Origin of the sequence: Streptomyces chartreusis (assembly GCF_008704715.1) — a bacterium.
In the GTDB taxonomy this organism is placed as follows: domain Bacteria; phylum Actinomycetota; class Actinomycetes; order Streptomycetales; family Streptomycetaceae; genus Streptomyces; species Streptomyces chartreusis.
Genome location: NZ_CP023689.1, coordinates 6,843,897 through 6,868,361, shown reverse-complemented (window position 1 = coordinate 6,868,361; position 24,465 = coordinate 6,843,897). Strand labels below are relative to the sequence as shown.

Sequence of the window (24,465 nt, the reverse complement as noted above, 5' to 3'; positions counted from 1 at the left end):
CGCTGACAATTGACAAACCAATTCACAAGTCGGTAACTGACACGTATGGAAACACTGCGCGAACGCAAGAAGCAGCGCACCCGGGACTCGCTGCTGCGTACCGCGCTGGAGCTCTTCACCAGCCAGGGCTATGAGCACACGACCGTCGACGACATCGCCGCGGCCGTCGATGTGTCGCAGCGCACGTTCTTCCGGTACTTCGCCGGCAAGGAGGAGGCCGCCCTCGCGCTCCAGGACATGACCGTGGCGCACTTCCTGGACGCGGTGCGCGCCCGCCCGCCGCACGAGCCGCCCATGGAGGCGCTGCGACAGGCGGTCCTGGAGGGCTGGGACACGCTGAACGACGTGATCGAGTCCGTCGCGCCGGTCGAGCTCTACCTGCGCATGTACCAGGTGGTGGAGTCGACGCCCGTGCTGCTGGCCGCCCATCTGCGCCGGTCCGTCGAGATCGAGGAGGCCATCGCGCTCATCCTCGCCGAGCGCGAGGGCGTCGACCCGGACACCGATCCGCGCCCGCGCCTGACGGTGGCCGTGTTCGGCGGGGTGATGCGGCTGACGGAGCGTCAGTGGAGTACGGGAGAGGACTTCAGCCTCGACGCGATGCGGGCACTGACCGTCTCGTATCTCGAGCAGATCGGCCCCGCACTCAGCGAGAGCTGGCGAACACACTGAGGTCATGGGCGTGTTCGGAGCGCTGTGATCGAAACGTGATACCTGTCACTTGGTTAACGCGAGACCCTCCCGTTCTCCTAGTGTGTCCTCCCAGTGACTTCCTTCGACACCTCCCCGCAACTGAACGTCTGGCGCGCTCTTCTCGCGCTGGCCGTGGTGTTCGTGATGCTGGCGACCACCGGTTGGACCGCCCTGCGGCACCACCGCGGCTCCGCTCCGCTCCAGGCCTCGGTCAGCGCCTGGGAGCGCGGCAGCATCGCCGGGCACGAGCTGCCGGCCGTGAACTCCTCCCCCACGCGGCTCGCCCGGTTCTTCGCCTCGCTGACCGACGCACAGCGCACCAGCCTCGCCGACCGCTATTCGCTCGCGGTCGGCAACATGAACGGCGCGCCGGTCGAGCTGCGCTATCGCGCGAACCGCTTCGCGCTCGACGACGCCCGTGAGGTCGAGCGCAAACGCATGCACGACAAACGGCTCACGCCCGACGGGCAGCGCGAGGCGGGCCGCCGTATGCATCGCTTCGAGGACATGATGCGGCCGCAACGGCACATCCTCGCCTTCGATCCGGACGGCTCCGGGCGGGCCGCGGAGGTGTTCGGAGACCTGACCAGGGCCGAGCGGATCTCGGTCGTCGTCCCCGGCGTCGACACCGATCTGCTCACCTTCCAGCGCACCAACCGCAAGTACACGGCACCGGTCGGCATGGCCGAGTCGCTGTACGCGGCCGAGCGCGAGGCCGACTCGACGACACGCACGGCCGTGATCGCCTGGGCCGACTACACCGCGCCGAACGGGCTCGGCATCGACTCGGCGACCGCGATGCGGGCCCAGTCGGGGGCCGTACGGCTGAACGCGCTGGTGCGGGGCCTGCCCGGCGGTTCGCCCGTCTCCCTGTTCTGCCACAGCTACGGCTCGGTGCTGTGCGGCCTCGCCGCGCCCGCGCTGCCGGAGCGGGTCGCCGACATAGCGGTGGCCGGCAGCCCCGGGATGCGGGTCGCGAAGGCCTCCCAGCTGGGTACGTCCGCGCGGGTGTGGGCGATGCGGGACGCGGACGACTGGGTGCAGGACGTTCCGTACCTGGAGGTCGGCGGGCTGGGGCACGGGGAGGACCCGGTGTCCTCCGCGTTCGGTGCCCGGGTGCTGTCGGCGTGGGACGCGAAGGGCCACGCCGGCTATTTCGAGCCGGGCACGGAGAGTGTGGCGAACTTCGCCGAGATCGGCGTTGGCGCATACCACGCGGTGCGCTGCGCACACGATGCCGAGGCCTGTCGGGCGGGTTTGTCCGACACGGCGTCGGCCGAACGCGCGTAGACGCGCAGGAATTGCGGTGTACGCGGGGTGGCGACGGAGGAGCACGTGCCGCATACGATGAGCCGCATGGGTGACGTACTGGCCGGATTTCATGCCGCCTGGGAGTTCGAGTCCGACTCCGTGCTCATCCGTTACGAACGGGGGATTCGAACACCTAAGCTCTTTCAGGCGCTCGGTGAGCGTCGTGTTCCCTATGCGGCGATCGGTGCGGTGACGCTGACGCCCGGCAAACGCGGAACCGTCGCCCTGCGCATCGAGCCCAGGCCCGGCGCCGATCCGCTGCTGGAGGCGGCGGCAGGGCAGTTGAAGGAGAGCGGCGATCCGTACCGGCTGGTGCTGCCGGCGGAGCGCGAGACGCTGGCCGAGTACTACGGCGACGAACTGCGGGCGCAGCTGACGGAGTCCGGGCCGGCCGAGGAGTTTCTGGTGGGGGCGCCCGAGGTGCCGATGCACTTCAAGGCATATGACGCGAAAGCCACCTTTGACGGGAATATCGTCCGTTTCAGGTGGTTTTGGACCGGTGCGTCCTCGGCGAAGTGGAAGGCCGGGGACCAGAGTTTCCCGGTGGCCGAGCTGAGCGGCGTGGAGTGGCGGTCGCCGGAGGTGTTCGAGGGGCATCTACGGCTGCTGCGGCGGGACTCGGCGGACGGGCAGCCGGCGCAGGCGGACCAGGATCCGGCGGCCGTCGTGTTCGGGCTCGGGTACGGGCCGGTGCACGAGTCGTTGCCGTTCGCGGCGGCGGTTCTCTCGGCCGTGCGCAGGAGTGGGCCGGTCGCCGCGGTGCCGGCCAGTGCGCCGAGGCGCGATCCGGCCGACATCGCGGAGAGGATCCGGCATCTGGGCGAGCTGCATGAAGCGGGGCTCGTGACGGACGAGGAGTTCTCGTCCAAGAAGGCCGAGTTGCTGGCAGAGCTTTAGCGCTTCGCGGGTGCCGGGTTCGCTGCGTCGGCGAGTGCGGGTCGGTGGGGGCCGGTCGCGCAGTTCCCCGCGCCCCTGGGGACGTTGCGGGCCCCGGCACCTCAGGAGGCCGCTGCTCGCCGCCGCGAAGGGCTGCGCTACTCCCTGCCTCCCGACGCGAAGGACATGTCCGCGTACCTGTCGCCCGCCACCTTTTCGGCGATCGGCTCCAGCAGTGCCAGTTCCTCCTCGGTCAGGACGATCCGGGTCGCCGCCGTGTTCTCCTCGACTCGGGACGGCTTGCGGGTGCCCGGGATCGGGACGATCGGGAGGCCGTGCACCGACGCGCGCTGCTGGACCCAGGCCAGGGCGATCTGTCCGAGCGTCGCTCCGTGCGCCTCGGCGACCGTGCGGATCGGGTCCAGGAGGGCAGCGTTGGCCGCGGCGTTCTCGCCGGTGTAGCGGGGCTGCTGGCGGCGGAAGTCGTCGGCGGTGAGGTCCTCGGCCTTGGCGAAGGAGCCGGTGAGGAAGCCTCGGCCGAGCGGCGAGTACGGCACCAGGGTCACGCCCAGGTCCCGGGCGACCGGCACAACCTTCGCCTCGATGTCACGGCTGAACAGCGACCACTCGGACTGCACGGCCGCGATCGGGTGCACGGCGTGCGCGGTGCGCAGCTCCTCCCCCGTCACCTCGCTGAGGCCCAGCTGCTTGATCTTGCCCTCGCCGACCAGCTCCGCCATGACGCCGACCGTCTCCTCCAGGGGGACGTTCACGTCCCGGCGGTGCATGTAGTAGAGGTCGATCACGTCGACGTCCAGGCGCTTCAGGCTGGCCTCGACGCACTGGCGTATGTAGGGCGCGTCGTTGCGGATGATCCGCCTGGTCGGGTCGTCGGGGTGGATCGCCAGAGCGAACTTCGTGGCGATCACCAGTTCGTCGCGGTGGGCCCGCAAGAACGGGGAGAGGAACTTCTCGTTCTCCCCCGCCCCGTACGCGTCCGCCGTGTCGTACAGCGTGACGCCCAGCTCCAGGGCCCGCTCCAGGGTCGCCCTGGACTCGTCCGCGTCCGACGGGCCGTACGCGAAGCTCATGCCCATGCAGCCGAGGCCCTGGACACCCACCTCGGGTCCGGTCGCGCCGAGTCGTGCCGTCGCGATCCTGCTGTCGGTCATACCGCCTTCTCCGTCTTCTCCTGCTCGTACAGACGCCCTGCGTCCGCGTAGAAACTGATCTTCCGGTCGAGCACGGCGAGCGTGTCCTGGAGCTCGGCGATCCGCGCGAGGACGTCGCGCCGGGTCGTCTCCAGCAGTTCGAAGCGCTCGCCGAAGGTGTGGTCGCCCTCGCGCACCAGCTCGGCGTACCGGACCATGTCGGCGACGGGCATGCCGGTCAGCCGCAGCTTGCCGACGAGGTCGAGCCAGTCCAGGTCCCGGTTGCTGTAGCGGCGCTGGCCCGTGTGGGAGCGGTCGACGTGCGGCATCAGACCGATCCGCTCGTACCAGCGCAGGGTGTGGGCCGTCAGACCGGTGAAGGCGACGACCTCGCTGATCGTGTAGCTGTCCTGGCCCGCGGGCCGCCGATGGGGGTGCGGCGGGGCGGCGCAGGTGTCGGTCCTGGTACTCGTGGTCTCCATCACCGTCATGACCTCAACGCTATGACCTTGGAGTGCGCTCCAAGCAAGCGGAAACGGTAAGAAAACCGCGGGACGTGACGGGATCACCGTGACTAGCGTGCCGGACATGAGTCTCGTACGCCGTGCCCTGCCCGAGGACGCCGCCGAGGTGCTGCGGCTGCGCCAGGTGATGATCGACGCGCTGCCCGGCGGGGACCGGTCCACGCGCTGGCACACCGAGTCGCTGCCGGCGCTGACGGCGAGGCTGGGCGAGGCGGACGGGGACTTCGCCGCCTTCGTGGTCGACCATCCGGACCTGCCCGGCTCGCTGGCCGCTCTGGTGGTCGGGACGATCGACTACCGGATCGGGAAGGCCGGCAATCCGCGCGGCCTGACCGGGTACGTCTTCAGCGTCGCCACCGATCCGCGGGCCCGCCGCCGGGGCTACGCGCGCGCGTGCATGGACGAGCTGCTCGAGTGGTTCCGCGAGCGGGGCGCCGGGCAGGTCATGCTGACCGCGTCCGCGGAGGCCGAGCCGCTCTACGCCGCCCTGGGCTTCGTCCACAAGCCGGACCCCACGATGATTCTGAAGCTCTGAGCGGCTTAGGCTCACAGTCATGTCCTTGCAGAGCCTCGCACTGATCGAGAACTGGCCCGTGCCCACCGCGGCGGCGGGTGTCGTACGCGCGGACGGCACGGTCGTGGGTACGCACGGTCCCGTCGGGCACCGCTTCCCGCTGGCCTCGGTCACCAAGCCGCTGGCCGCGTACGCGGTGCTCGTCGCCTACGAGGAGGGCGCGGTCGAGCTCGACGAACCGGCCGGGCCCGCGGGGTCGACGGTGCGGCACCTGCTCGCGCACACCTCGGGGCTGGCCTTCGACGAGCACCGGGTGACGGCCCCGCCCGGGGAGCGCCGGCTGTACTCCAACGCCGGGTTCGAGCAGCTCGGGGACCATGTGGCCAAGGCGACGGACATCCCGTTCGCGGAGTATCTGCGGCAGGCGGTGCTGGAGCCGCTGGGCATGACGGCCACCTCCCTGGAGGGCTCCCCGGCCAAGGACGGCGTGTCGAGCGTCGAGGACCTGCTGCGGTTCGCGGCCGAGGTGCAGGCGCCCCGGCTGCTGGACCCGCGCACGGTCGCCGAGGCGATGACGGTGCAGTACCCGGGGACGAAGGGCGTCCTGCCGGGGTACGGACACCAGAACCCCAACGACTGGGGCCTCGGCTTCGAGATCCGCGACGGCAAGTCCCCGCACTGGACGGGCGCCTCGTCCTCGCCGCGCACCTTCGGGCACTTCGGGCAGTCGGGTACGTTCCTGTGGTTCGACCCCGAGGCGGGCGCGGCCTGCGTCGCGCTGACGGACCGGGCGTTCGGGCCGTGGGCCGTCGAGGTGTGGCCGCCGTTCACGGACGCGGTGCTCGCGGGGCTGTAGGCCCGGTCACTTGTCCTTGGGCGACCCGGGCTCCGGCAGGGCGCCGAGTTGCTCGCCCGCGCCCTCGGTGTCGATGTGCGGCAGGATCCTGTCCAGCCAGCGGGGTGTCCACCAGGCGTGCTCGCCCAGCAGCGTCATCACTGCGGGCACCATGAGCAGCCGGACCACCGTCGCGTCGATGAGCACACTGACGGCGAGCCCCAGGCCCAGCATCTTGACGACGATGTTGTCGCTGATGATGAAGGCCGCGAACACGCTCACCATGATCAGCGCCGCGCAGGTGATCACACGCGCGGTGATCTCCAGCGCGTGCGCGACCGAGTCCTTGGCGTCCCCGGTGCGCCGCCACGCCTCGTGCACCCGGGACAGCAGGAAGATCTCGTAGTCCATGCTCAGGCCGAAGATAATCGCGAACATCATCATCGGCACATAGCTCTCGATGGGCACCTTGCCGTGCACGCCCAGCGCCGGCCCGCCCCAGCCCCACTGGAAGACGGCGACCACGACGCCGTACGAGGCCGCGATCGACAGGACGTTGAGGACGGCCGCCTTCACGGCGACCAGCAGGCCGCGGAAGACCGCGAGGACGATCAGGAAGGCGAGGCCGACCACGACGAGGATGATCAGGGGCAGCCGCTGCGCGACGATGTTGCGGAAGTCGACCTGGGCGGCCGTGGTCCCGGTGACATAGCCCTTGGCGTCGGTGCCGGACGCCGCGTCGGGGAGCGTGTGGTCGTAGAGGCGGTTGACGAGGTTGGTGGTGTCCTTGTTCTGCGGGGACACCGACGAGTAGACCGTGCCGACCAGGACGTCGCCGTCCTGGGTCGGCTGCAGGGGGCTGACGAAGGAGGTGCCGGACGCGTCGTTCAGGGCCTGCTGGGTCTTCGAGGCCAGGTCGGAGCGCTGCGAGTCCGGTACGTTCGTCTGGTCCACGACAACGGTGAGCGGCCCGTTGGAGCCCGCGCCGAAGGCGTCCGTCATCAGGTCGAAGGCCCGCCGGTCGGTGAAGGACGTGGGGTCGGCGCCGTCGCCGATGTGACCGAGCTGGATCGAGAAGACGGGGATGGCCAGCACCGCGACGGTGACCACGCCGGCGGACAGATACCGCCACGGATGGTGCTCCACGCGCTTGGCATAGCGGTGCCAGGTCCCCTGCGAGATGTCGCCTCCGGCCTCGGTCTCGGCGATGGGCCTGCGCACGTGCCAGCGGTCGATGTTGCGGCCGACCAGCCCCAGCAGGGCCGGGACCAGGGTCAGCGCGCCCAGGACGGCGGAGACGACCGTGACGGCCGCGGCGACGCCGAGCAGGCCGATGAAGCTGACACCGGACACCCACAGGCCCATCAGGGCGACGATCACCGTGGTGCCGGAGACCAGGACCGCGCGTCCGCTGGTGGCGGCGGCGTGTCCGGCGGCGCGCACCGGATCGGCGCCGTCCATCAGGTTCTGCCGGTGCCGGGTGAGCAGGAAGAGGGCGTAGTCGATGCCGACACCGAGGCCGATCATCGTGGCCAGGGTGGGCGAGACGGTGGCGAAGGTGAACGCGATGGCGAGCAGCCCGAGGCAGGCCAGTCCACCGACCACCGCGATCAGGGCGGAGATCAGCGGCAGGAAGGCGGCGATCAGGCTGCCGAAGCCGATCAGCAGGACGACGATGGCGACGCCGAACCCGATCGCCTCGCTGATCCGGTCGTTGCCGGCGGGCCGCTCCAGCTCGCCCAGCGATCCGCCGTACTCGACGTCGACGCCGGCCTGTCTGAGCGGCTCCACGGCGTTGTCGACGCCGTTCAGGTAGCTGTCGCCGAGGAGGGAGGGCTGTTCGTCGAAGCGGATGGTGATGTAGCCGGTCTTCCCGTCCGAGGACAGCGGCCCGACCTTGGAGGAGGTGGCCTCCAGCGGGTTCTGCACGCTCAGCACGTGCGGCAGCTTCTGGAGGTCGGCGACGGTGGTCGACATCTGTGAGCCGAACGAGGTCAGGGGCTTGTCCGCGTCGTGCATGACGATCTGGCTGCTGTAGCCGCCGGCCTGCGGATCGTGCTCCTTGAGGACGTCCAGGCCCTTCTCGGACTGCACGTCTGAAAGGGCGAAGTTGTCCGAGTACTCCCCGCCGTGGATGTGGTTGAGAGCCTGGAGCACGCCGAGCGCCACGACCCAGGCGACGATCACGATCACGAAGTGGTGGGCGCACCACTCACCGAGCCGTCGCAGTCCCCCACTTTTCGGGGCGTCGCCCCGTCCCCCTTCGGCCTTGCGTCTTGCCATGGGCTCGGCTCTTCTCTGCCGGGCGGGTTCGAGACCTCCATTTGACGATGCCCCGACCGATCGGGCATCTCGAACATCACCCGCTAGCCGGCCATCTCCCACATCAGCAGCTCCGCCGCGCTCACCCCCACGGCCTCCACGTCCTTGGCGTCCGTGATGCGGGCCGCGTCCCCGGCGCCCAGCTCCTCGCCGTCCAGCCGCACCGCGCCGCGCACGACATGCACATACAGATACGCCCCGTCGGGTACGGCCGTCCGCTCGCCCGCGCCCAGTCGGCGCACATGGAGCATGGCGCCCGCCTCCGGCACGGCGTACGGCGTGGAGTCGGCGATGCCGTGGACGATCTCGTACGCGGGGTCGCCGCCCGGCGAGAGCGGGGCCAGCCAGGTCTGGACGAAGGTCAGGGGCACGTCGGCGTCGTTGCGCTCGACGTGCCGTACGCCGCCCGCCGAGCTGAGCCGCTGGACGTCGCCGGGGCCGACCCGGGTCTCGTGGCCGGTGGAGTCGCGGTGGGTGAGCTCGCCCTCGACGACCCAGGTGACGATCTCGGTGTGGCTGTGCGGGTGCTCGTCGAAGCCGGCGCCGGGCGCGAGCCGCTCCTCGTTGCAGGCGATCAGCACGCCGAAGCGGAGGTTGTCGGGGTCGTAGTGCGGGCCGAAGGAGAAGGCGTGGCGCGACTCGATGCCCGAGGCCGGATCCCCTCCCGGATAGCGCTCCGCGGCGCGCCGTACATCCATCACGGCACCACCGTAGCCGCACCGGGAAAGGCTCACCCGCGACCCTCCGGCACGCACTCGCGTCCGGATAAGGCAGTCTTGTCCCCGTGCCCGAACCCGAAGCCCGAAATTCCCCCGCCGCCGCGCACGACGCCCATGACCACTCCGCGACCCTGAAGCGGCTGGAGAAGTCCTCCGGTTCCCTCGCCGCGCAGGCCATCGCGCGGATGGACGAGACGCTGCCGTGGTACCGGGCCATGCCCCCGGAGAACCGTTCCTGGATCGGGCTCGTCGCCCAGGCGGGTATCGCCGCCTTCACCGAGTGGTTCCGGCATCCCGACGCGCCGCAGGCGATCTCCACCGACGTCTTCGGGACCGCCCCGCGCGAACTGACCCGCGCCATCACGCTGCGCCAGACCGTGGAGATGGTGCGCACGACCATCGAGGTCATGGAGTCGGCGATCGACGAGGTCGCCGCTCCCGGCGACGAGAGCGTGCTGCGCGAGGCGCTGCTCGTCTACGCCCGGGAGATCGCCTTCGCCACCGCCCAGGTCTACGCCCAGGCCGCCGAGGCACGCGGTGCCTGGGACGCCCGCCTGGAGTCGCTCGTGGTCAACGCCGTCCTCAGCGGCGAGGCCGACGAGGGTGCCGTGTCGCGGGCCGCGGCGCTCGGCTGGAACTCGCCGGAGCATGTGTGCGTGGTGCTCGGGACGGCGCCCGACGGGGACAGCGAGCTGACCGTGGAGGCCATCCGGCGGGCCGCCCGGCACGCGAAGCTCCAGGTGCTGACCGGGGTGCTCGGGGACCGGCTGGTGGTGATCGCGGGCGGCAGCGACAGCCCGCTCGCCGTGGCCAAGTCGCTGATCGGGCCGTATGCCGCAGGACCCGTGGTCGCGGGCCCCGTCGTACCGGATCTGCTGGCCGCGACGCGGTCCGCGCAGGCCGCGGCGGCCGGGCTGAAGGCGTGTTCCGCCTGGCAGGACGCCCCGCGGCCGGTGCTCGCCGACGATCTGCTCCCGGAGCGTGCCATCGCGGGCGATCCCAGTGCGCGCGAGCAGTTGGTGGAGGAGATCTACAGACCGCTCGAGGAAGCCGGCTCCGCTCTGCTGGAGACGCTCTCCGTCTATCTCGAACAGGCGAGCAGTCTGGAGGGCGCGGCGCGGATGCTGTTCGTGCATCCCAACACCGTGCGCTACCGGCTTCGACGTGTGACTGACGTCACCGGCTGGTCGCCGTCCGATGTACGCTCCGCGTTCACTCTGCGGATCGCGCTGATCCTGGGGCGTCTGGCCGACGGCGATCTCCAGCTCTAGGCTTTTGTCGGGGCCCCACAAAACCCCCTCGTGTTCTTCGTCCTTGTCCCCACGGGCGGCGCTGCCCGTCCCCAAGAGAGAGTGTGAGAGTGCTCGTACTCGTCGCTCCCGGCCAGGGCGCCCAGACGCCCGGCTTCCTGACCCCCTGGCTCGAACTGCCCGGTGCCGCCGACCGCCTCGGTGCCTGGTCGGACGCCATCGGACTGGACCTCGCCCACTACGGGACGCAGGCCGACGCCGACGCCATCCGGGACACCGCCGTGGCGCAGCCGCTGCTTGTCGCGGCCGGCATCCTGTCCGCCGCGGCACTCGGTGCCTACCCATTTGCCGCTGACGCGGCGGGCGCTCCCGGTGCCGTCGCCGGCCACAGCGTCGGTGAGATCACCGCGGCCGCCTACGCGGGCGTCCTCGACGACACCGCCGCGCTGGCCCTCGTGCGCAAGCGGGGCCTGGCCATGGCCGAGGCCGCCGCGATCACCGAGACCGGCATGTCGGCGCTGCTCGGCGGCGACCCCGAGGTCAGCGTCGCGCACCTGGAGAAGCTGGGCCTGACCCCGGCGAACATGAACGGCGCCGGCCAGATCGTGGCCGCGGGCACCATGGAGCAGCTCGCCGCGCTGAACGAGGACAAGCCGGAGGGCGTGCGCAAGGTCGTCCCGCTGAAGGTCGCCGGCGCGTTCCACACGCACCACATGGGCCCGGCCGTCGACAAGCTGGCCGAGGCGGCCAAGGAGCTCGTCCCCGGCGACCCCAAGGTCACCTACGTCTCCAACAAGGACGGCCACACGGTCGCCACCGGCGCCGAGGTGCTGGAGCGGCTCGTCGGGCAGGTCGCCAACCCGGTCCGCTGGGACCTGTGCATGGAGACCTTCAAGGAGCTCGGCGTCACGGCCCTGATCGAGGCGTGCCCGGGCGGCACGCTGACCGGTCTGGCCAAGCGCGCGCTGCCGGGTGTGAAGACCCTGGCTCTCAAGACCCCCGACGACCTGGACGCTGCTCGCGAGCTCATCGCAGAGCACGCCTGACAAGGAGCCCGGAGCATGGCGAAGCTGAAGCCCAGCAAGGGCGCCCCGTACGCGCGCATCCTCGGCGTGGGCGGTTACCGGCCCACGCGTGTGGTGCCCAACGAGGTGATCCTGGAGAAGATCGACTCGTCCGACGAGTGGATCCGTTCGCGCTCCGGCATCGAGACGCGGCACTGGGCGAGCGACGAGGAGACCGTCGCCGCGATGTCGATCGAGGCGTCCGGCAAGGCCATCGCCGACGCCGGGATCTCCGCCGAGCAGATCGGCGGCGTGATCGTCTCGACCGTCTCGCACTTCAAGCAGACCCCGGCCGTCGCCACCGAGATCGCCGACAAGCTCGGCACGAACAAGGCCGCCGCCTTCGACATCTCGGCCGGCTGCGCGGGCTTCGGCTACGGCCTCACCCTCGCCAAGGGCATGATCGTCGAGGGTTCCGCCGAGTACGTCCTGGTCATCGGCGTCGAGCGGCTGTCCGACCTCACCGACCTGGAGGACCGTGCGACGGCCTTCCTGTTCGGCGACGGCGCCGGGGCGGTCGTCGTGGGCCCCGCCAAGGAGCCCGCCATCGGCCCGACCGTCTGGGGCTCCGAGGGCGACAAGTCCGAGACGATCAAGCAGACCGTGCCGTGGACGGACTACCGCGCCGGCGAGGTCGACAAGTTCCCCGCGATCACGCAGGAGGGCCAGGCGGTCTTCCGCTGGGCCGTGTTCGAGATGGCGAAGGTCGCCCAGCAGGCGCTGGACGCGGCCGGGATCACCTCGGACGACCTGGACGTCTTCATCCCGCACCAGGCCAACGAGCGGATCATCGACTCGATGGTGAAGACACTCAAGCTGCCGGAACACGTCACGGTCGCCCGTGACGTGCGCACCACCGGCAACACCTCGGCCGCCTCGATCCCGCTCGCGATGGAGCGGCTCCTGGCGACCGGCGAGGCGAAGAGCGGCGACACCGCGCTCGTCATCGGATTCGGGGCGGGTCTCGTATACGCCGCGACGGTCGTTACTCTCCCCTAGGCACTCCGTGCCGGATCATGTGAGCCGGCACGGGAAACGCACCACCTGCCGCTCACGCGGCGGACGCCAAACCCTCTGAGATATCTACGAAGGAGCGCCAAGATGGCCGCCACTCAGGAAGAGATCGTCGCCGGTCTCGCCGACATCGTGAACGAGATCGCCGGCATCCCGGTTGAGGACGTCCAGCTGGACAAGTCCTTCACCGACGACCTGGACGTCGACTCGCTGTCCATGGTCGAGGTCGTCGTCGCCGCCGAAGAGCGCTTCGACGTCAAGATCCCGGACGAGGACGTCAAGAACCTCAAGACCGTGGGCGACGCGACCGACTACATCCTCAAGCACCAGGGCTGATCCTCCGATCCACCCTGGGGCTGCCTGCCCCGCCACCCGGCGGTGGCGCCGCTGAATCCTCGTATCCGTTGGAGAAAGAATTCCCGTGAGCTCGACCAATCGCACCGTGGTCGTCACCGGTATCGGCGCAACCACACCGCTGGGTGGCGACGCAGCCTCTACCTGGGAGGGCCTGATCGCCGGCAAGTCCGGCGTCAAGCCCCTGGAGCAGGAATGGGCCGCCGAGCAGGCGGTCCGCATCGCCGCGCCGGTCGCCGTGGAGCCGACCGAGGTCATCCCGCGGCCGCAGGCCCGCCGCCTGGACCGCTCGGCGCAGTTCGCGCTGATCGCGGCCAAGGAGGCCTGGGCCGACGCCGGTTTCGAGGCCAAGGCCGGTGAGGACCCGAAGGTCGACCCCGACCGCCTCGGTGCCGTCATCGCCTCCGGCATCGGTGGCGTGACGACCCTGCTCGACCAGTACGACGTGCTCAAGGACAAGGGCGTTCGCCGTGTCTCGCCGCACACCGTCCCCATGCTGATGCCGAACAGCCCCTCCGCGAACGTGGGTCTGGCCGTGGGCGCCCGTGCGGGCGTGCACACGCCGGTCTCCGCGTGCGCCTCGGGCGCCGAGGCCATCGGCTACGCCATCGAGATGATCCGCACCGGCCGCGCCGACATCGTCGTCGCGGGTGGCACGGAGGCGGCGATCCACCCGCTGCCGATCGCCGCGTTCGGCAACATGATGGCGATGTCCAAGAACAACGACGACCCGCAGGGCGCGTCGCGTCCCTACGACGTCGCCCGCGACGGCTTCGTCCTCGGTGAGGGCGCCGGCGTGGTCGTCCTGGAGTCCGCCGAGCATGCCGCGAAGCGCGGGGCCCGGGTGTACGCCGAGGCGGTCGGGCAGGGCATCTCCGCCGACGCGCACGACATCGTGCAACCGGAGCCGGAGGGGCGGGGCATCTCGCAGGCCCTGCAGAACCTGCTGGAGCGCAACGACCTGGACCCGGCGGAGATCGTGCACGTCAACGCGCACGCGACGTCGACGCCGGCCGGTGACATCGCCGAGCTGAAGGCGCTGCGGAAGGTGTTCGGTGACGACGCCGACCACATGGCCGTGTCGGCCACCAAGTCGATGACGGGGCATCTGCTGGGCGGCGCCGGTGGTGTGGAGACCGTGGCGACGGTGCTCGCGCTGTACCACCGGGTGGCTCCGCCGACCATCAACGTCGAGAACCTGGACCCGGAGGCCGAGGCGAACGCCGACGTCGTCCGTGGCGAGGCCCGCAAGCTGCCCGTGGAGGGCCGCATCGCCGCGCTGAACGACTCGTTCGGCTTCGGCGGGCACAACGTGGTGCTGGCGTTCCGGACGGTCTGAGCGACCTCTGTACGTACGTGAAGGGCCCCCACCTCTCGAGGTGGGGGCCCTTCACATGTCCAGGACTCAGACCACTTGGTGCAACCAGCGCACCGGCGCGCCCTCACCCGCGTATCTGAAGGGCTCCAACTCGTCGTCCCACGGCTTGCCGAGGAGCTTGGCGATCTCGGCCTCCAGGTCCGTCTCGTCGCGCTGGGAGCGGGCGAGGGCGGCACGCAGGCGGTCCTCCGGGATGAGGATGTCGCCGTGGATGCCGGTCACGGCGTGGAAGATGCCGAGTTCGGGCGTGCAGCTGTAGCGCTCGCCCTCGGCGGTGGGGCAGGGCTCGGCCGTGACCTCGAAGCGCAGCAGGTGCCAGCCGCGCAGGGCGGAGGCAAGCTTGGAGGCGGTGCCCGCCTCGGCCTGCCAGGAGAACTCCGAGCGCCAGGTGCCGGGCGCGGCGGGCTGCCGGATCCAGTCGAGGTTGACGCGCGTGCCGAGCACCCCGGCGACGGCCCACTCGACGTGCGGGCACAGCGCGCGCGGCGCGGAGTGCACGTACAGAACTCCACGTGTCGTCACCGGGACCTCCGGGCAGAGCGGACATCTTGCGAACTGGCGGACGATCGTGGCCGGGCGGCCACGTTGATGGCGAGGCTACCGTGCGGCGGCGCAAGGAGTGTGACGTACCGTCGGTCCAGGTGCCGTCAAACGCCCGCCATTCACCCGGGGGGACGCTTGTACGGGTGTGAGCCGTTGCATCGGCCGGGCGGGAACCCTCGTGCGTTGTTATTGGTTGGACACATCAGTGGGTGGCCGACCGGGACGGACGAGGGGATGGACCAGGGCATGCCGAAGCGACGGCACCTTTCGCGCACCGTCCTGGCCGCCGTGACCGCGGCGGTCCTTGGTGCCGCCGGCTGTGACGCCGTCGGCGGCGACTCGCCGGCCCCCTCCGGCACCGACGCGCGCAGCGCCCGCCCGTCGCCGAAGCCGACGCCCACCTGGGACCGCAGCCCCGCCTCCGTCGCCGCCGTCGGCGACTCCATCACCCGTGGTTTCGACGCCTGCTCGGTCCTGTCGGACTGCCCCGAGGTGTCCTGGGCGACCGGCAGCAGCCCGCAGGTCGACAGCCTGGCCGTACGGCTGCTGGGGAAGACGAAGGCGGCCCGGCAGAGCTGGAACTACGCGGTGACCGGGGCCCGGATGGCGGACGTGCCCGGGCAGATGGCCCAGGCGGCGACACGCAGGCCCGAGTTGGTGGCGGTGATGGCGGGGGCGAACGACGCCTGCCGTGCGTCGACCGACGCGATGACCCCGGTGGCCGACTTCCGGGCGCAGTTCGAGGACGCGATGAGCACGCTGCGCGAGTCGCTGCCGAAGACACAGGTGTTCGTGGCGAGCGTGCCGAATCTGATGCGGCTGTGGGAGCAGGGCCGTACCAACCCGCTGGGCAAGCAGGTGTGGAAGCTCGGCATCTGCCCGTCGATGCTGAGCGACCCCGACTCCCTCACCACGCAGTCCAACCAGCGGCGCGAGACGGTGCAGGGGCGTGTCGAGGCGTACAACAAGGTGCTGAAGGAGGTCTGCAGGAAGGACCGCCGGTGCCGTTTCGACGACGGCGCGGTGTACGACTTCCGGTTCGGCACCGAGCAGCTGAGCCAGTGGGACTGGTTCCATCCGAGTGTCGACGGCCAGGCACAGCTGGCCGAGATCGCCTACCGGACAGTCACGAACTAGTGTTCCGCTCATGAGCGAACACTTCGGCACACTTTCCGACGGCACCGAGGTCCACCGATGGACCCTGGAGCGCGCCGGCGTGCGGGTACGAGTGCTGTCGTACGGCGGGATCGTGCAGTCGCTCGAGGTGCCGGACCGGGACGGGCACCGGGCGGACGTGGTGCTGGGGTTCGCCGGCCTCGACGACTACCTGACCCACCCGGGGCCCTATCTCGGCGCCCTCATCGGGCGGTACGCCAACCGGATCGCCGGCGGCCGCTTCCCGCTGGACGACCTTACGTACGCGCTGGAGCCCAACACGCCGCCCAACTCCCTGCACGGCGGCGAGCGGGGCTTCGACAAGCGGGTGTGGGACGTGACGCCCGTCGAGCACGGGCTGCGGCTGGAGCGGGTCAGCCCGTACGGCGAGGAGGGCTTCCCGGGCCGGCTGGAGGTCACGGTGACCTACACGCTGGACGCCGACGGGGCGCTGCGGATCGCGTACGAGGCGGTGACGGACGCGCCGACCGTGGTGAACCTGACCAATCACAGCTACTTCAACCTCGCCGGGGCCGGTTCCGGCAGCGCGGGCGGGCACGAACTGCGGCTGGCGGCCTCCCGGTTCACGCCGGTCGACGGGGACCTCATTCCGACGGGCGCCCTGGACGACGTGACGGAGACCCGCTTCGACTTCCGTCAGGCGCGCAAGGTCGGTGCCGGGTACGACCACAACTTCGTGCTCGACAAGGGTGTGACGGCGACCGCGCAGGAGGTCGCCGAGCTGTACGACCCGTCGAGCGGGCGGGTGCTGACGGTGGCGACGACCGAGCCCGGCCTCCAGCTCTACACCGGCGACCATCTGCCCGAGCCGTTCGCTCCGGGCGACGGCATCGCGCTGGAGACCCAGCACTTCCCGGACTCCCCGAACCGGCCGGAGTTCCCGAGCACGGTGCTGCGGCCGGGCGAGGTGTTCCGCTCGGAGACGGTGTACGGCTTCTCGGCGCGCTGAGCAGGCGGCGAACCCACGAGCCCCGGTCCAGGTGTTGTCAGGGTCCTGGACCGGGGCTGTTCCTGGGTACTTCTCCCGCGTCAGACGTTAATCGTCGCCGTGACCCGACGGTCCGCGATCGAGCGCCCCACCTGGATCTCGTACGAACCCTTCACAAAGGTCCACGCATTGGTCTTCTCGTCCCAGACCTCGAACGCCCGGCGGGGCAGTTCGACCACGGCCTCGCCCCGCTCCCCCGGTCCCGCCTCCACGGCGGCGAACCCGGCGAGCCACCGCGCCGGCCGCTCGGCGTCCGGCTCGCTCGGCGCCAGGTAGACCTGCACGACCTCGCGCCCGGCGCGCTCGCCGGAGTTGCGGACGCGGACGGTGACGGTGCTGCCCTTGACCTCGGCGGACTCGTAGGTCCAGTCGGTGTAGCCGAGGCCGTGCCCGAAGGGGTACGACGGGGCCCTGCCGTGCTTCTCCCAGGCGCGGTAGCCGATGAAGACGCCCTCGGTGTACGACAGCGCGCCGGAGGTGGGGACGACCTCGGTGACCGGGGCGTCGGCCAGGGAGCCCCAGGTGGTGGGCAGCCGGCCGCCCGGCTCGTGGGTGCCCGTGAGGACGTCGGCCAGGGCGGCGCCGCCCTCCTGGCCGGGGAACCAGCTCAGCAGCACCGCGGCGACGTCCGCGCGCCACGGCAGTTCCACCGGGGAGCCGGAGTTGACGACCACGACGGTGTTCGGGTTGGCGGCGGCGACGGCGCGCACCAGCTCGTCCTGGCGGCCGGGGAGGCGGAGGTCCGTGCGGTCGAAGCCCTCGGACTCGACGCGGTCGGTGGTGGCGACCACGACGACGGCCGTGTCGGCGGTCCGGGCCGCCTCGACGGCCTCGGCGATCAGCTCGTCGGGGGCGCGCTGCGGCTCCTGGTGGGCGAGGGTGAAGCCGACGACCTTCATCGGGACGTCCTCGGGGAACTCCACGAGGTGGGTGAGGGAGACCTCCACCGGTGTGCCGGCGGTGAGTTCGGGCTGGGCGCGCGGGACGGGGGCGCCGAAGAAGGTGATGAAGGGGTCGTCCTTGGCGGGGCGCTGGACGTCGTCGTAGTAGGTGGTGCCGTCGATGACGAGCCGGAAGCCGCCGATGCCCTTGATGCCGAAGGTGTGCGCGCCGGTGTCGCGCGGGGTGAAGGTGCCGGTCAGCTCGACGGAGTGCAGCGCCTCGTGGGTGACGCCCTCGGGGAGGTCGGAGCCCATCCACTGGATGTGGCCGCTTGGCGCGGAGCCCGTGCCGATGACGTCGCCGGCCGCGTCCCGGCACACCGCCCGTAGCTCGAAGCCCTTGTCGGCGACGGCGAGTTCGGTGTTCGGGTCGGCTCCGACGGCGTAGGTGAGGGTGCCCTCGGGGAGCGCGGCGGTGAGGCCGGCGAGCGGGGAGACGACGCCGGCGGGGAAGACCGTGGCGGAGCCGCCGCCGAGGACACGGGCGTCGCGGGCGGCGGCGCCGATGAGGGCGACCGTGCCGTTCGGGCGCAGCGGGAGGGCGCCGTCGTTGCGGACCAGGACGAAGGAGCGGCGGGCGATCTCGCGGGCCAGGTCACGGCCGTCGACGGTCTCGGGGAGGTCGGTGACCGCGGGCTCGGCGCCGTCGAGGATGCCGACGCGGGCAGCGAGGCGCAGGACGTTGCGCACGGCGTCGTCGACCTTGTCCTCGGCGACCTCGCCGTTCCGCACGGCCCGGGCGAGGGGCTCGCCGTACACCGTCCGGGGCCCCGGCATGGCGACGTCGAGGCCGCCCTCGATCGCGCCGGCGGTGGACCGGGCGGCCATCCAGTCGGAGACGTTGAAGCCGTCGAAGCCCCATTCGCCGCGCAGGACCTCGTTCACGAGGTGGTGGTGCTCGGTCATCGTCGTGCCGTTGACCGTGTTGTAGGCGGTCATGATGCCCCAGGGGTGGGCGTTCTCGACGATGATCTCGAAGGGCGCCAGGTACAGCTCGCGCAGGGCGCGTTCGCTCACGGTGTTGTCGACGGTGAAGCGGTCGGTCTCGGCGTCGTTGGCGACGAAGTGCTTCACGGTGGTGCCGACGCCGCCTGCCTGGACGCCGCTCACATAGGCCGCGCCGATCGTCCCCGTCAGATACGGGTCCTCGCTGTACGCCTCGAAGTGGCGCCCGCCCAGCGGGGACCGGTGGAGGTTGACGGTGGGGGCGAGGAGCACGTGGACGCCCTTGCGGCGGGCCTCCTGGGCGAGGAGGGTGCCGGCGCGGCGGGCGAGTGCCGGGTCCCAGGTCGCGGCGAGGGCGGTGGGCGAGGGCAGCGCGACGGACGGGTCGTCGGAGGTCCAGCGCACGCCGCGGACGCCGATCGGGCCGTCGGACATGACGAGGGACTTCAGGCCGATCCCGGGGAGCGCGGGCAGGGTCCACATGTCCTGGCCGGAGAGCAGCCGCGCCTTCGCGTCGAGGTCGAGCCGGGCGAGGGCCGTCTCGACGACCGCCTCGCGCGCTTCATCGGCCTGGGTGCGCCTTGCCGCCATGGCGGTGCCTCCTCGTTGAGTGCCTGGTGTGCCTCCATCCTGCATCGGTCACCTGTAGACTGGTAGGTTTCGTTATTCTGCTGTTACATTTGGGGTACGTCGATGCCGTACGGTGACGCCATGAACGCGAGGGTCAGGAGCGAGGAGCGCCGCGCCGAGATCGTGCGGGCGGCACTGGAAGTGATCGCCGAGCGCGGTTACCGGGGCGCGAGCCTGGGCGCGGTCGCGGAGCGGGTCGGGCTCACCCAGCAGGGGCTGCTGCACTACTTCCCGACCAAGGACGCGCTGCTCGTCGCCGTGCTCCAGGAGCGGGACCAGTGGGACGCGGTGCCCAACACCCGCTGGCGCATGGACCTGCTGGCCTCGCTGGTCGAGTACAACGCGATGCGGCCCGGCATCATCCAGACCTTCTCCGCCCTGCTCGGCGAGAGCGTGACGGAGGGTCACCCGGCGCGCGAGTACTTCACGGAGCGCTATGTCCAGGTCCGCGCGAACATGGCGGAGATGCTGCGCGCCGAGTACGGCGACCGGCTGCCGAACGGACTGACCCCGGAGCGCACGGCTCCACTGCTGGTCGCCGTGATGGACGGCCTCCAGTACCAGTGGCTCCTGGACCCCGAGTCGGTGGACATGCCGGGCGCGTTCCGGGACTTCCTCAGCCTGCTGGGCGAGAGGCGGGAAGAGACGGACTGACCGCGGCGACGACCTCGACCTCCACGCGGGCCTCCGGCCGGAACAGCCTCGGCACCTCGAAGGTCATGCTGGTGGGCGGGGTGCCGGTGAGGAACTGCCGCCGCACGGTGCCGTACTCCTCCAGGGTGCCGATGTCGGTGAGGCAGGTGCGGATGTTGACGACGTCCGCGAGGGTCGCTCCGTGCGCCGCGAGCAGCGCCGCGATCGTCTCGAAGATGCCCCGGGTCTGCTCGGCGACCGTCTCGCCCCCGGCGATCTGCCCGGAGAGGAACAACAGGGCGCTGCCGTCTGCGTGTTCGACGCGGGCGACCTGGGAGTAGTACGGGCTGAGCGGCTGGGGCGCGGAGGCCGGGTTGCCGATGGTGATCTGCATGCCCTCGACGCTAGGTTCGCCCTTGCGATGCGACAAGCGAATGTCCAGCATGGCTGCCATGACGGATCAGCATGGCATTCCCGAGGTCTCCACCGTGTGGCTGCGGGCGTTCCTCGAAGTCGCCCGGCAGGGCTCCTTCACCGGCGCCGCACGCACCCTCGGGTGGACGCAGTCGGCGGTATCCCGTCAGATCTCCACGCTGGAGGGGGCGTTGGGCGGCGCGCCGCTGTTCGACCGGCTGCCGCGCGGGGTGCGGCTCACCGAGGCCGGGCGGGTTCTCGTGCCGTACGCGGAGACCGTCGGGGAGTCGCTGCACGGCGCCGTGCGGGAGCTGGCCGCGCTGCGGGAGGTGGCCGGCGGGCGGCTGCGGTTCGGCGCCTTCGCCACGGCCGACGCGGGACTGGTGCCGCGGGCCCTGGCCGGCTTCCGCGCCCGGCACCCCCGCGTCCACGTGACACGCGAGGAGGGCTTCACCCCGGTGCTCCTCGACCGCCTGAGCGCCGGCCATCTCGACCTCGCCGTCGTCTCCACCACGGGCCGCGCCCCGCTGGAGGCGTACGCGCTCCACCACCTCCTCGACGAGTCCCTGTACGTCGCCGTACCCGCCTGCCATCCCCTGGCCGGCCACGAAGGCCCCGTACGGCTGGGCCGGTTCGCCGACGCCGACTGGATCTCCGGCAGTTCCCACCCGGAGGGCACCCTCCTCGACGCGGCACTGCGGCAGGGCTTCCGGCCGCGTGTCGCGCATGTCGTCGGCGAGTGGACCGCCAAGCAGGGGTACGTCGCCGCCGGCCTCGGCGTGGCCCTGGTCCCGGCGCTGGCCGCCGCGTCCGTGCGCCCCGACGTCCGGCTGGTGCCGGTGCTGGACGAGGGCGGCCCGGCGCGGGCGGTGTACGCGGCGACGGCACGGGGGCGGTCACTGCCGCCGGCCGTGCGCGAGTTCCTGAAAGTGCTGGGGGAAGCGGCGGTGAAGATGTCCGGTGCCATGGCGTAGACCACTCCCGTCACGCGATACTTCCGGCGTCCCGCACGACGCACTTGATGCGCCCCCACCGTGACGGAAGGACCGGAAGTCCTTTGAATTCCATACGTGTTCGGATCGGCGTCCTCGGACTGGCCCTGCTGGCCGGACTCTCGGCCCCGACGGCGGGCACCGCTGCCGCCGCCGGAACCCAAGCGGCGCCGCCGACCGTCGAGGAGCAACGCCTCGACAGGGCTGTGCCCCAGGAGATACTGCGCCGCTCCGGATTCGACGCCCCGGCCGCGCGGTTCGCCCGCGACCTCGCGGCGGCGCACTCGTACGCGCAGGCCCGCCATGTCGTCGAGCGGACGGGGTCGGCGCTGTGGCGCAGGGCCGTCGACCGGGCGCAGGGGCGGGGGCCGGCCGGGGGTGACCTCAGCCGGGACGACGACCGGCCATTGTACTGGGCGCGGTTGTCGATGACGCGCGAGGTGCGGACCTGGGAGCCGGGCTTCGGGCTGAGCGACGGGCAGCGGGGCGCGCTGCTGGACGCGCTGGAGCGGACCTCACGTGGTCAGACCGACATCCGGCTGCCGCAGGGCAAGGGGATCGGGCGGATCCTGGTCACCGGCTTCGACCCGTTCACGCTCGACCGTGACATCCGTATCTCCAATCCGTCCGGGGCCACCGCGCTCGCCCTCGACGGCACGGTGATCGAGACGGCGGACGGGCCGGCGCGCGTGGAGACCGCCGTGTTCCCGGTGCGCTGGCAGGACTTCGCCGAGGGCACGGTGGAGCGGACGCTGCGGCCGTACCTGAAGCAGGTCGACCTGTTCACGACCGTGAGCCAGGGCCGGGTCGGGCGGTTCGACGTCGAGCGGACCAACGGGGCCTGGCGGGGCGGCTTCCCGGACAACGACAACGTCTCCCGCACCGAGACCGTGCCGGTCACCGACCCGGCCTCGCAGCCGCAGTGGACGACGACGACCCTGCCGTACGCGAAGATCGTCGCCGCGAGCACGGGCCGGTTCCCGGTGTACGACAACACGAGCGTGACCGAGATCCCGGCGGGCGGGACGCAGGCCGTGGTCCGGCCGGACGGGCCGACGCCCGGCTCGAGCGCGCGGGCCGGGGGCGGCGGGGACTACCTGTCCAACGAGATCGCCTACCGGGCGACGCTGCTGCGGGACCGGCTCGGCCTGCACGACACGCTGCCGGGCGGGCATGTGCACACGCCGGTGCTGCAGTTCGGGGCGGGCAACACCGACCCGGCGACGGGCTCGGTGACCGACCCGGAGTTCGTGACGAACCGGCTGGACATCATCGCCCAGGTCCGGACGATCCTGAAGGTGGCGGCCGGCAGCCCGGTCACCGGCTGACGCTCTCCTGGTCGGGCGCGGGCGCCCCGTCCTCCTGGGTCTCCTCACCCAGCAGCTCCCGCGCCATCAGCGTCGCCCCCGCCACCGCGCCCGGCATCAGGAACACCGCGACGAACGGGACCAGGAAGGCGGCGGCGAGGGGCGTGCCGAAGCTCCAGATCAGGGTCTTGCGGGAGCGCAGGAGGGTGAGGCGGTCGCGGAGTTCGACGCGGCGGCGCTGGAGAGCGACGGCGGTGAGTTCCTCGGTGAGGAAGAAGCCCGTGACCACGACGCCGAGCACCGGTACGACCGTCTGGCCGACGACCGGGGTGAAGCCAAGGGCGAAGAGCAGCACGCCCCACAGGGCGGCGCGCAGCACGATCCGCAGGCTGTCGCGGCCCGAGATCCACAGTTCGCGCCAGAGCGGCAGGCCGGACTCGGGCGCGCTGCCGTCCGGGGAGACGTCCCGGTCGACCTTCTCGGAGAGGTTCTCGTAGAAGGGCTGGCCGATCAGGAGCGTCACGGCGGTGAAGGTGACGACCGACAGGAGCAGGCCCAGGATGAACAGCACGGCGGTGAGGAAGCCGCGGAACAGGCCCTGCCAGGGGCTCGACCAGTCGTCGGCGAACGGCGTCGACCAGGACACGAAGTCCTCGCCCCACAGCGCGAGCGCGACGAGCGCGCCCGCGTAGAGCACCAGGGTGATCAGGCCCGGGATCAGCCCGAAGCCGTACTGCTTGCCGTGCCGGGCCACCCATCGCTGGCCCTTGAGGAAATACCTGAATCCGGCACCAAGATCGCGCATGGCAAGAACTCTAGTCGGGGCGTGTCACACCGGAGTCACAGCCGTTTCGAGGCCGGGTCACCATGACCTCTACACGGGGCTGACGGCCACCACGACCCCCGGTTCGGCCGCCGGACTGACCGCCGCCGACACCCGTACCGCGACCCCGCGTGCCACGCGTCCGGTGCGCGAGGCCCCGGCGAGCAGGACCGGCTGGAGGCGTTCCAGTCCGGCCACGAGGAGTTCCTCGCCGGCGATCAGGGCGGGACGGGCGGCCTTGGCCGTGGCCGCCGCTGCCTCCGTGAGGTCGGCGAGCGGCGGGAGAGCGGCGCGGACGACGTTCGCGCCGGCGGCGGCCGTCCGCTCGGCGAGGGCGACCTGGAGCGGCATCAGCGGGGCCAGCGCGGCCGTCGACGCGTCCGCGATGCGGCGCAGTTCGGGGGACGACTCGCGCAGGACCTCCGCGGCGGCGCGCAGCAGCGGGGTCACGGCGAGCAGGGCACCCGCGGCGACACCCGCCGTCGCCGGCAGCAGGGGCGAGGTCGCCTCGACGAGTTCGCCGAGCGCCGCCGCGAACTCCTCGATCGCCGGTTCCACCGCGTCCAGCACCGGCAGCAGGCTGTCGCCGAGGGCCGCGAGCAGGGCCTGCGCCGGTTCGCTCACCGGGTGGACGGCGAGGGGCGCCCCGCTGGTGCCGAGACGGGTGAGGGTCTCGACGATGCGGTAGAAGGCCTCCTGGGCCTGCGGGGAGGCGCTGGCCTCGGCCAGTTCGGCGGTGGTCTGCCGCAGTACCCGCAGGACCTCGGCGCCCGACCCGTCCCTGGGATCGAAGGTGTTGAGGGCGATCCGGGTGAGGTTCCCGGCCGTGTCCAGCAGCTGGCCGGTGATGTCGGTCGTGCTGCGCGCCATACGGAGTACGTCGTCCCTGCTGGGGAGCGTGGGGATCGTTGCCATGATGCCTCCTCGCGTTGCACACCCGGAGCCCTCAGCATGCCCGGTCCGGGTGCCCCGGCATGGGCCGTCCGGGGCATCGGTGACACCAACTCCCTCTTGTTGCGGTTGAGTCGAACAGGTACACCTCGCCGTACCGATCACAGGAAGTTCCCG

24 protein-coding genes are annotated in these 24,465 nt (G+C 71.4%); 15 read left to right on the top strand and 9 right to left on the bottom strand.

Going from position 1 to position 24,465, the window contains the following annotated elements:
• Positions 1-45: 45 nt before the first annotated feature.
• The 3 genes from CP983_RS30190 (at position 46) to CP983_RS30180 (ending at position 2,901) form a co-directional block, all read left to right on the top strand.
• On the top strand, positions 46-672 hold the full coding sequence (locus CP983_RS30190; protein WP_150503046.1) for a TetR family transcriptional regulator: 627 nt from the start codon (positions 46-48) through the stop codon (positions 670-672).
• Positions 673-765: 93 nt separating this feature from the next.
• Positions 766-1,983, top strand: coding sequence for an alpha/beta hydrolase (locus CP983_RS30185; protein ID WP_150503044.1), 1,218 nt, complete (start codon positions 766-768; stop codon positions 1,981-1,983).
• Between the two features lie 57 nt (positions 1,984-2,040).
• Positions 2,041-2,901: a DUF4429 domain-containing protein gene (locus CP983_RS30180; RefSeq protein ID WP_150506972.1), complete on the top strand. Its 861-nt coding sequence runs from the start codon at positions 2,041-2,043 to the stop codon at positions 2,899-2,901.
• A 137-nt stretch (positions 2,902-3,038) separates the two neighbouring features.
• Here the strand turns inward: CP983_RS30180 and CP983_RS30175 are convergent, their stop codons facing one another.
• A complete protein-coding gene (locus CP983_RS30175) occupies positions 3,039-4,052 on the bottom strand; it encodes an aldo/keto reductase (RefSeq protein ID WP_150503041.1) in 1,014 nt (337 codons plus the stop codon).
• Positions 4,049-4,522, bottom strand: coding sequence for a MerR family transcriptional regulator (locus CP983_RS30170; protein ID WP_030944507.1), 474 nt, complete (start codon positions 4,520-4,522; stop codon positions 4,049-4,051). Before CP983_RS30170 ends, CP983_RS30175 begins: the two co-directional genes overlap by 4 nt.
• Before the next feature lie 97 nt (positions 4,523-4,619).
• Here CP983_RS30170 and CP983_RS30165 point away from each other — a divergent pair, with 97 nt between their 5' ends.
• Both CP983_RS30165 and CP983_RS30160 read left to right on the top strand, forming a co-directional pair.
• Complete coding sequence (locus CP983_RS30165; RefSeq protein WP_107906779.1) at positions 4,620-5,090, top strand: GNAT family N-acetyltransferase; 471 nt, start codon at positions 4,620-4,622, stop codon at positions 5,088-5,090.
• Between the two features lie 19 nt (positions 5,091-5,109).
• On the top strand, positions 5,110-5,925 hold the full coding sequence (locus tag CP983_RS30160) for a serine hydrolase domain-containing protein (protein ID WP_125523751.1): 816 nt from the start codon (positions 5,110-5,112) through the stop codon (positions 5,923-5,925).
• Positions 5,926-5,931: 6 nt separating this feature from the next.
• Here CP983_RS30160 and CP983_RS30155 read toward each other — a convergent pair whose 3' ends face one another.
• Positions 5,932-8,187, bottom strand: coding sequence for an MMPL family transporter (locus tag CP983_RS30155; protein WP_150503037.1), 2,256 nt, complete (start codon positions 8,185-8,187; stop codon positions 5,932-5,934).
• An 83-nt stretch (positions 8,188-8,270) separates the two neighbouring features.
• Positions 8,271-8,924 (bottom strand): pirin family protein, encoded by a 654-nt coding sequence (locus CP983_RS30150; protein ID WP_150506970.1) that lies wholly within the window; start codon positions 8,922-8,924, stop codon positions 8,271-8,273.
• An 86-nt stretch (positions 8,925-9,010) separates the two neighbouring features.
• On the opposite strand from CP983_RS30150, the gene fasR reads away from it, so the two are divergent.
• From fasR to fabF, 5 genes are all read left to right on the top strand, one after another.
• Positions 9,011-10,216: a fatty acid biosynthesis transcriptional regulator FasR gene (gene fasR, locus CP983_RS30145; protein WP_093745868.1), complete on the top strand. Its 1,206-nt coding sequence runs from the start codon at positions 9,011-9,013 to the stop codon at positions 10,214-10,216.
• Positions 10,217-10,305: 89 nt separating this feature from the next.
• Complete coding sequence (locus tag CP983_RS30140; RefSeq protein ID WP_150503035.1) at positions 10,306-11,241, top strand: ACP S-malonyltransferase; 936 nt, start codon at positions 10,306-10,308, stop codon at positions 11,239-11,241.
• Positions 11,242-11,256: 15 nt separating this feature from the next.
• On the top strand, positions 11,257-12,258 hold the full coding sequence (locus tag CP983_RS30135; protein ID WP_107906775.1) for a ketoacyl-ACP synthase III: 1,002 nt from the start codon (positions 11,257-11,259) through the stop codon (positions 12,256-12,258).
• A 102-nt stretch (positions 12,259-12,360) separates the two neighbouring features.
• Complete coding sequence (locus CP983_RS30130; RefSeq protein WP_004001566.1) at positions 12,361-12,609, top strand: acyl carrier protein; 249 nt, start codon at positions 12,361-12,363, stop codon at positions 12,607-12,609.
• A gap of 85 nt (positions 12,610-12,694) precedes the next feature.
• On the top strand, positions 12,695-13,966 hold the full coding sequence (gene fabF / locus CP983_RS30125) for a beta-ketoacyl-ACP synthase II (RefSeq protein ID WP_030955028.1): 1,272 nt from the start codon (positions 12,695-12,697) through the stop codon (positions 13,964-13,966).
• Between the two features lie 66 nt (positions 13,967-14,032).
• Here the strand turns inward: fabF and CP983_RS30120 are convergent, their stop codons facing one another.
• Positions 14,033-14,527: a DUF3145 domain-containing protein gene (locus CP983_RS30120; RefSeq protein ID WP_030955030.1), complete on the bottom strand. Its 495-nt coding sequence runs from the start codon at positions 14,525-14,527 to the stop codon at positions 14,033-14,035.
• A gap of 267 nt (positions 14,528-14,794) precedes the next feature.
• Between CP983_RS30120 and CP983_RS30115 the strand changes: the two genes are divergently transcribed.
• Entirely contained in the window at positions 14,795-15,685 is an 891-nt protein-coding gene (locus CP983_RS30115) for an SGNH/GDSL hydrolase family protein (RefSeq protein WP_150503033.1), read from the top strand.
• Between the two features lie 10 nt (positions 15,686-15,695).
• The gene (locus tag CP983_RS30110) at positions 15,696-16,673 is read left to right on the top strand and encodes an aldose epimerase family protein (RefSeq protein WP_150503031.1); all 978 of its coding nucleotides are present in this window, start codon (positions 15,696-15,698) and stop codon (positions 16,671-16,673) included.
• 80 nt (positions 16,674-16,753) lie between these two features.
• On the opposite strand, the gene CP983_RS30105 is transcribed toward CP983_RS30110, so the two are convergent.
• Positions 16,754-19,189, bottom strand: coding sequence for a glycoside hydrolase family 3 protein (locus CP983_RS30105; RefSeq protein ID WP_150503029.1), 2,436 nt, complete (start codon positions 19,187-19,189; stop codon positions 16,754-16,756).
• A 102-nt stretch (positions 19,190-19,291) separates the two neighbouring features.
• Here CP983_RS30105 and CP983_RS30100 point away from each other — a divergent pair, with 102 nt between their 5' ends.
• Complete coding sequence (locus tag CP983_RS30100) at positions 19,292-19,882, top strand: TetR/AcrR family transcriptional regulator (RefSeq protein ID WP_125523761.1); 591 nt, start codon at positions 19,292-19,294, stop codon at positions 19,880-19,882.
• Here the strand turns inward: CP983_RS30100 and CP983_RS30095 are convergent.
• Positions 19,845-20,255 (bottom strand): RidA family protein, encoded by a 411-nt coding sequence (locus tag CP983_RS30095; RefSeq protein ID WP_150503027.1) that lies wholly within the window; start codon positions 20,253-20,255, stop codon positions 19,845-19,847. The two genes, CP983_RS30100 and CP983_RS30095, sit on opposite strands and share 38 nt — an antisense overlap.
• Positions 20,256-20,304: 49 nt before the next feature.
• On the opposite strand from CP983_RS30095, the gene CP983_RS30090 reads away from it, so the two are divergent.
• Positions 20,305-21,249, top strand: coding sequence for a LysR family transcriptional regulator (locus CP983_RS30090; protein ID WP_167537780.1), 945 nt, complete (start codon positions 20,305-20,307; stop codon positions 21,247-21,249).
• Between the two features lie 83 nt (positions 21,250-21,332).
• Positions 21,333-22,595 (top strand): pyroglutamyl-peptidase I, encoded by a 1,263-nt coding sequence (locus CP983_RS30085; RefSeq protein WP_150503023.1) that lies wholly within the window; start codon positions 21,333-21,335, stop codon positions 22,593-22,595.
• Here the strand turns inward: CP983_RS30085 and CP983_RS30080 are convergent.
• Together CP983_RS30080 and CP983_RS30075 are read right to left on the bottom strand one after the other, a co-directional pair.
• Complete coding sequence (locus CP983_RS30080) at positions 22,585-23,379, bottom strand: EI24 domain-containing protein (protein ID WP_150503021.1); 795 nt, start codon at positions 23,377-23,379, stop codon at positions 22,585-22,587. The genes CP983_RS30085 and CP983_RS30080 overlap by 11 nt on opposite strands.
• Positions 23,380-23,448: 69 nt before the next feature.
• Entirely contained in the window at positions 23,449-24,312 is an 864-nt protein-coding gene (locus CP983_RS30075) for a serine/threonine-protein kinase (RefSeq protein ID WP_150503019.1), read from the bottom strand.
• Positions 24,313-24,465 lie beyond the last annotated feature (153 nt).

What these genes read in the sequence shown, in the direction of transcription:
- CP983_RS30190 (WP_150503046.1), top strand. Translation starts at nt 46, where the DNA reads ATGGAAACACTGCGCGAACGCAAGAAGCAGCGCACCCGGGACTCGCTG.
- CP983_RS30180 (WP_150506972.1), top strand. Translation starts at nt 2,041, where the DNA reads ATGAGCCGCATGGGTGACGTACTGGCCGGATTTCATGCCGCCTGGGAG.
- CP983_RS30175 (WP_150503041.1), bottom strand. Translation starts at nt 4,052, where the DNA reads ATGACCGACAGCAGGATCGCGACGGCACGACTCGGCGCGACCGGACCC.
- CP983_RS30170 (WP_030944507.1), bottom strand. Translation starts at nt 4,522, where the DNA reads ATGACGGTGATGGAGACCACGAGTACCAGGACCGACACCTGCGCCGCC.
- CP983_RS30165 (WP_107906779.1), top strand. Translation starts at nt 4,620, where the DNA reads ATGAGTCTCGTACGCCGTGCCCTGCCCGAGGACGCCGCCGAGGTGCTG.
- CP983_RS30160 (WP_125523751.1), top strand. Translation starts at nt 5,110, where the DNA reads ATGTCCTTGCAGAGCCTCGCACTGATCGAGAACTGGCCCGTGCCCACC.
- CP983_RS30155 (WP_150503037.1), bottom strand. Translation starts at nt 8,187, where the DNA reads ATGGCAAGACGCAAGGCCGAAGGGGGACGGGGCGACGCCCCGAAAAGT.
- CP983_RS30150 (WP_150506970.1), bottom strand. Translation starts at nt 8,924, where the DNA reads ATGGATGTACGGCGCGCCGCGGAGCGCTATCCGGGAGGGGATCCGGCC.
- CP983_RS30135 (WP_107906775.1), top strand. Translation starts at nt 11,257, where the DNA reads ATGGCGAAGCTGAAGCCCAGCAAGGGCGCCCCGTACGCGCGCATCCTC.
- CP983_RS30130 (WP_004001566.1), top strand. Translation starts at nt 12,361, where the DNA reads ATGGCCGCCACTCAGGAAGAGATCGTCGCCGGTCTCGCCGACATCGTG.
- CP983_RS30115 (WP_150503033.1), top strand. Translation starts at nt 14,795, where the DNA reads ATGCCGAAGCGACGGCACCTTTCGCGCACCGTCCTGGCCGCCGTGACC.
- CP983_RS30110 (WP_150503031.1), top strand. Translation starts at nt 15,696, where the DNA reads ATGAGCGAACACTTCGGCACACTTTCCGACGGCACCGAGGTCCACCGA.
- CP983_RS30105 (WP_150503029.1), bottom strand. Translation starts at nt 19,189, where the DNA reads ATGGCGGCAAGGCGCACCCAGGCCGATGAAGCGCGCGAGGCGGTCGTC.
- CP983_RS30100 (WP_125523761.1), top strand. Translation starts at nt 19,292, where the DNA reads ATGCCGTACGGTGACGCCATGAACGCGAGGGTCAGGAGCGAGGAGCGC.
- CP983_RS30095 (WP_150503027.1), bottom strand. Translation starts at nt 20,255, where the DNA reads ATGCAGATCACCATCGGCAACCCGGCCTCCGCGCCCCAGCCGCTCAGC.
- CP983_RS30090 (WP_167537780.1), top strand. Translation starts at nt 20,305, where the DNA reads ATGGCTGCCATGACGGATCAGCATGGCATTCCCGAGGTCTCCACCGTG.
- CP983_RS30080 (WP_150503021.1), bottom strand. Translation starts at nt 23,379, where the DNA reads ATGCGCGATCTTGGTGCCGGATTCAGGTATTTCCTCAAGGGCCAGCGA.
- CP983_RS30075 (WP_150503019.1), bottom strand. Translation starts at nt 24,312, where the DNA reads ATGGCAACGATCCCCACGCTCCCCAGCAGGGACGACGTACTCCGTATG.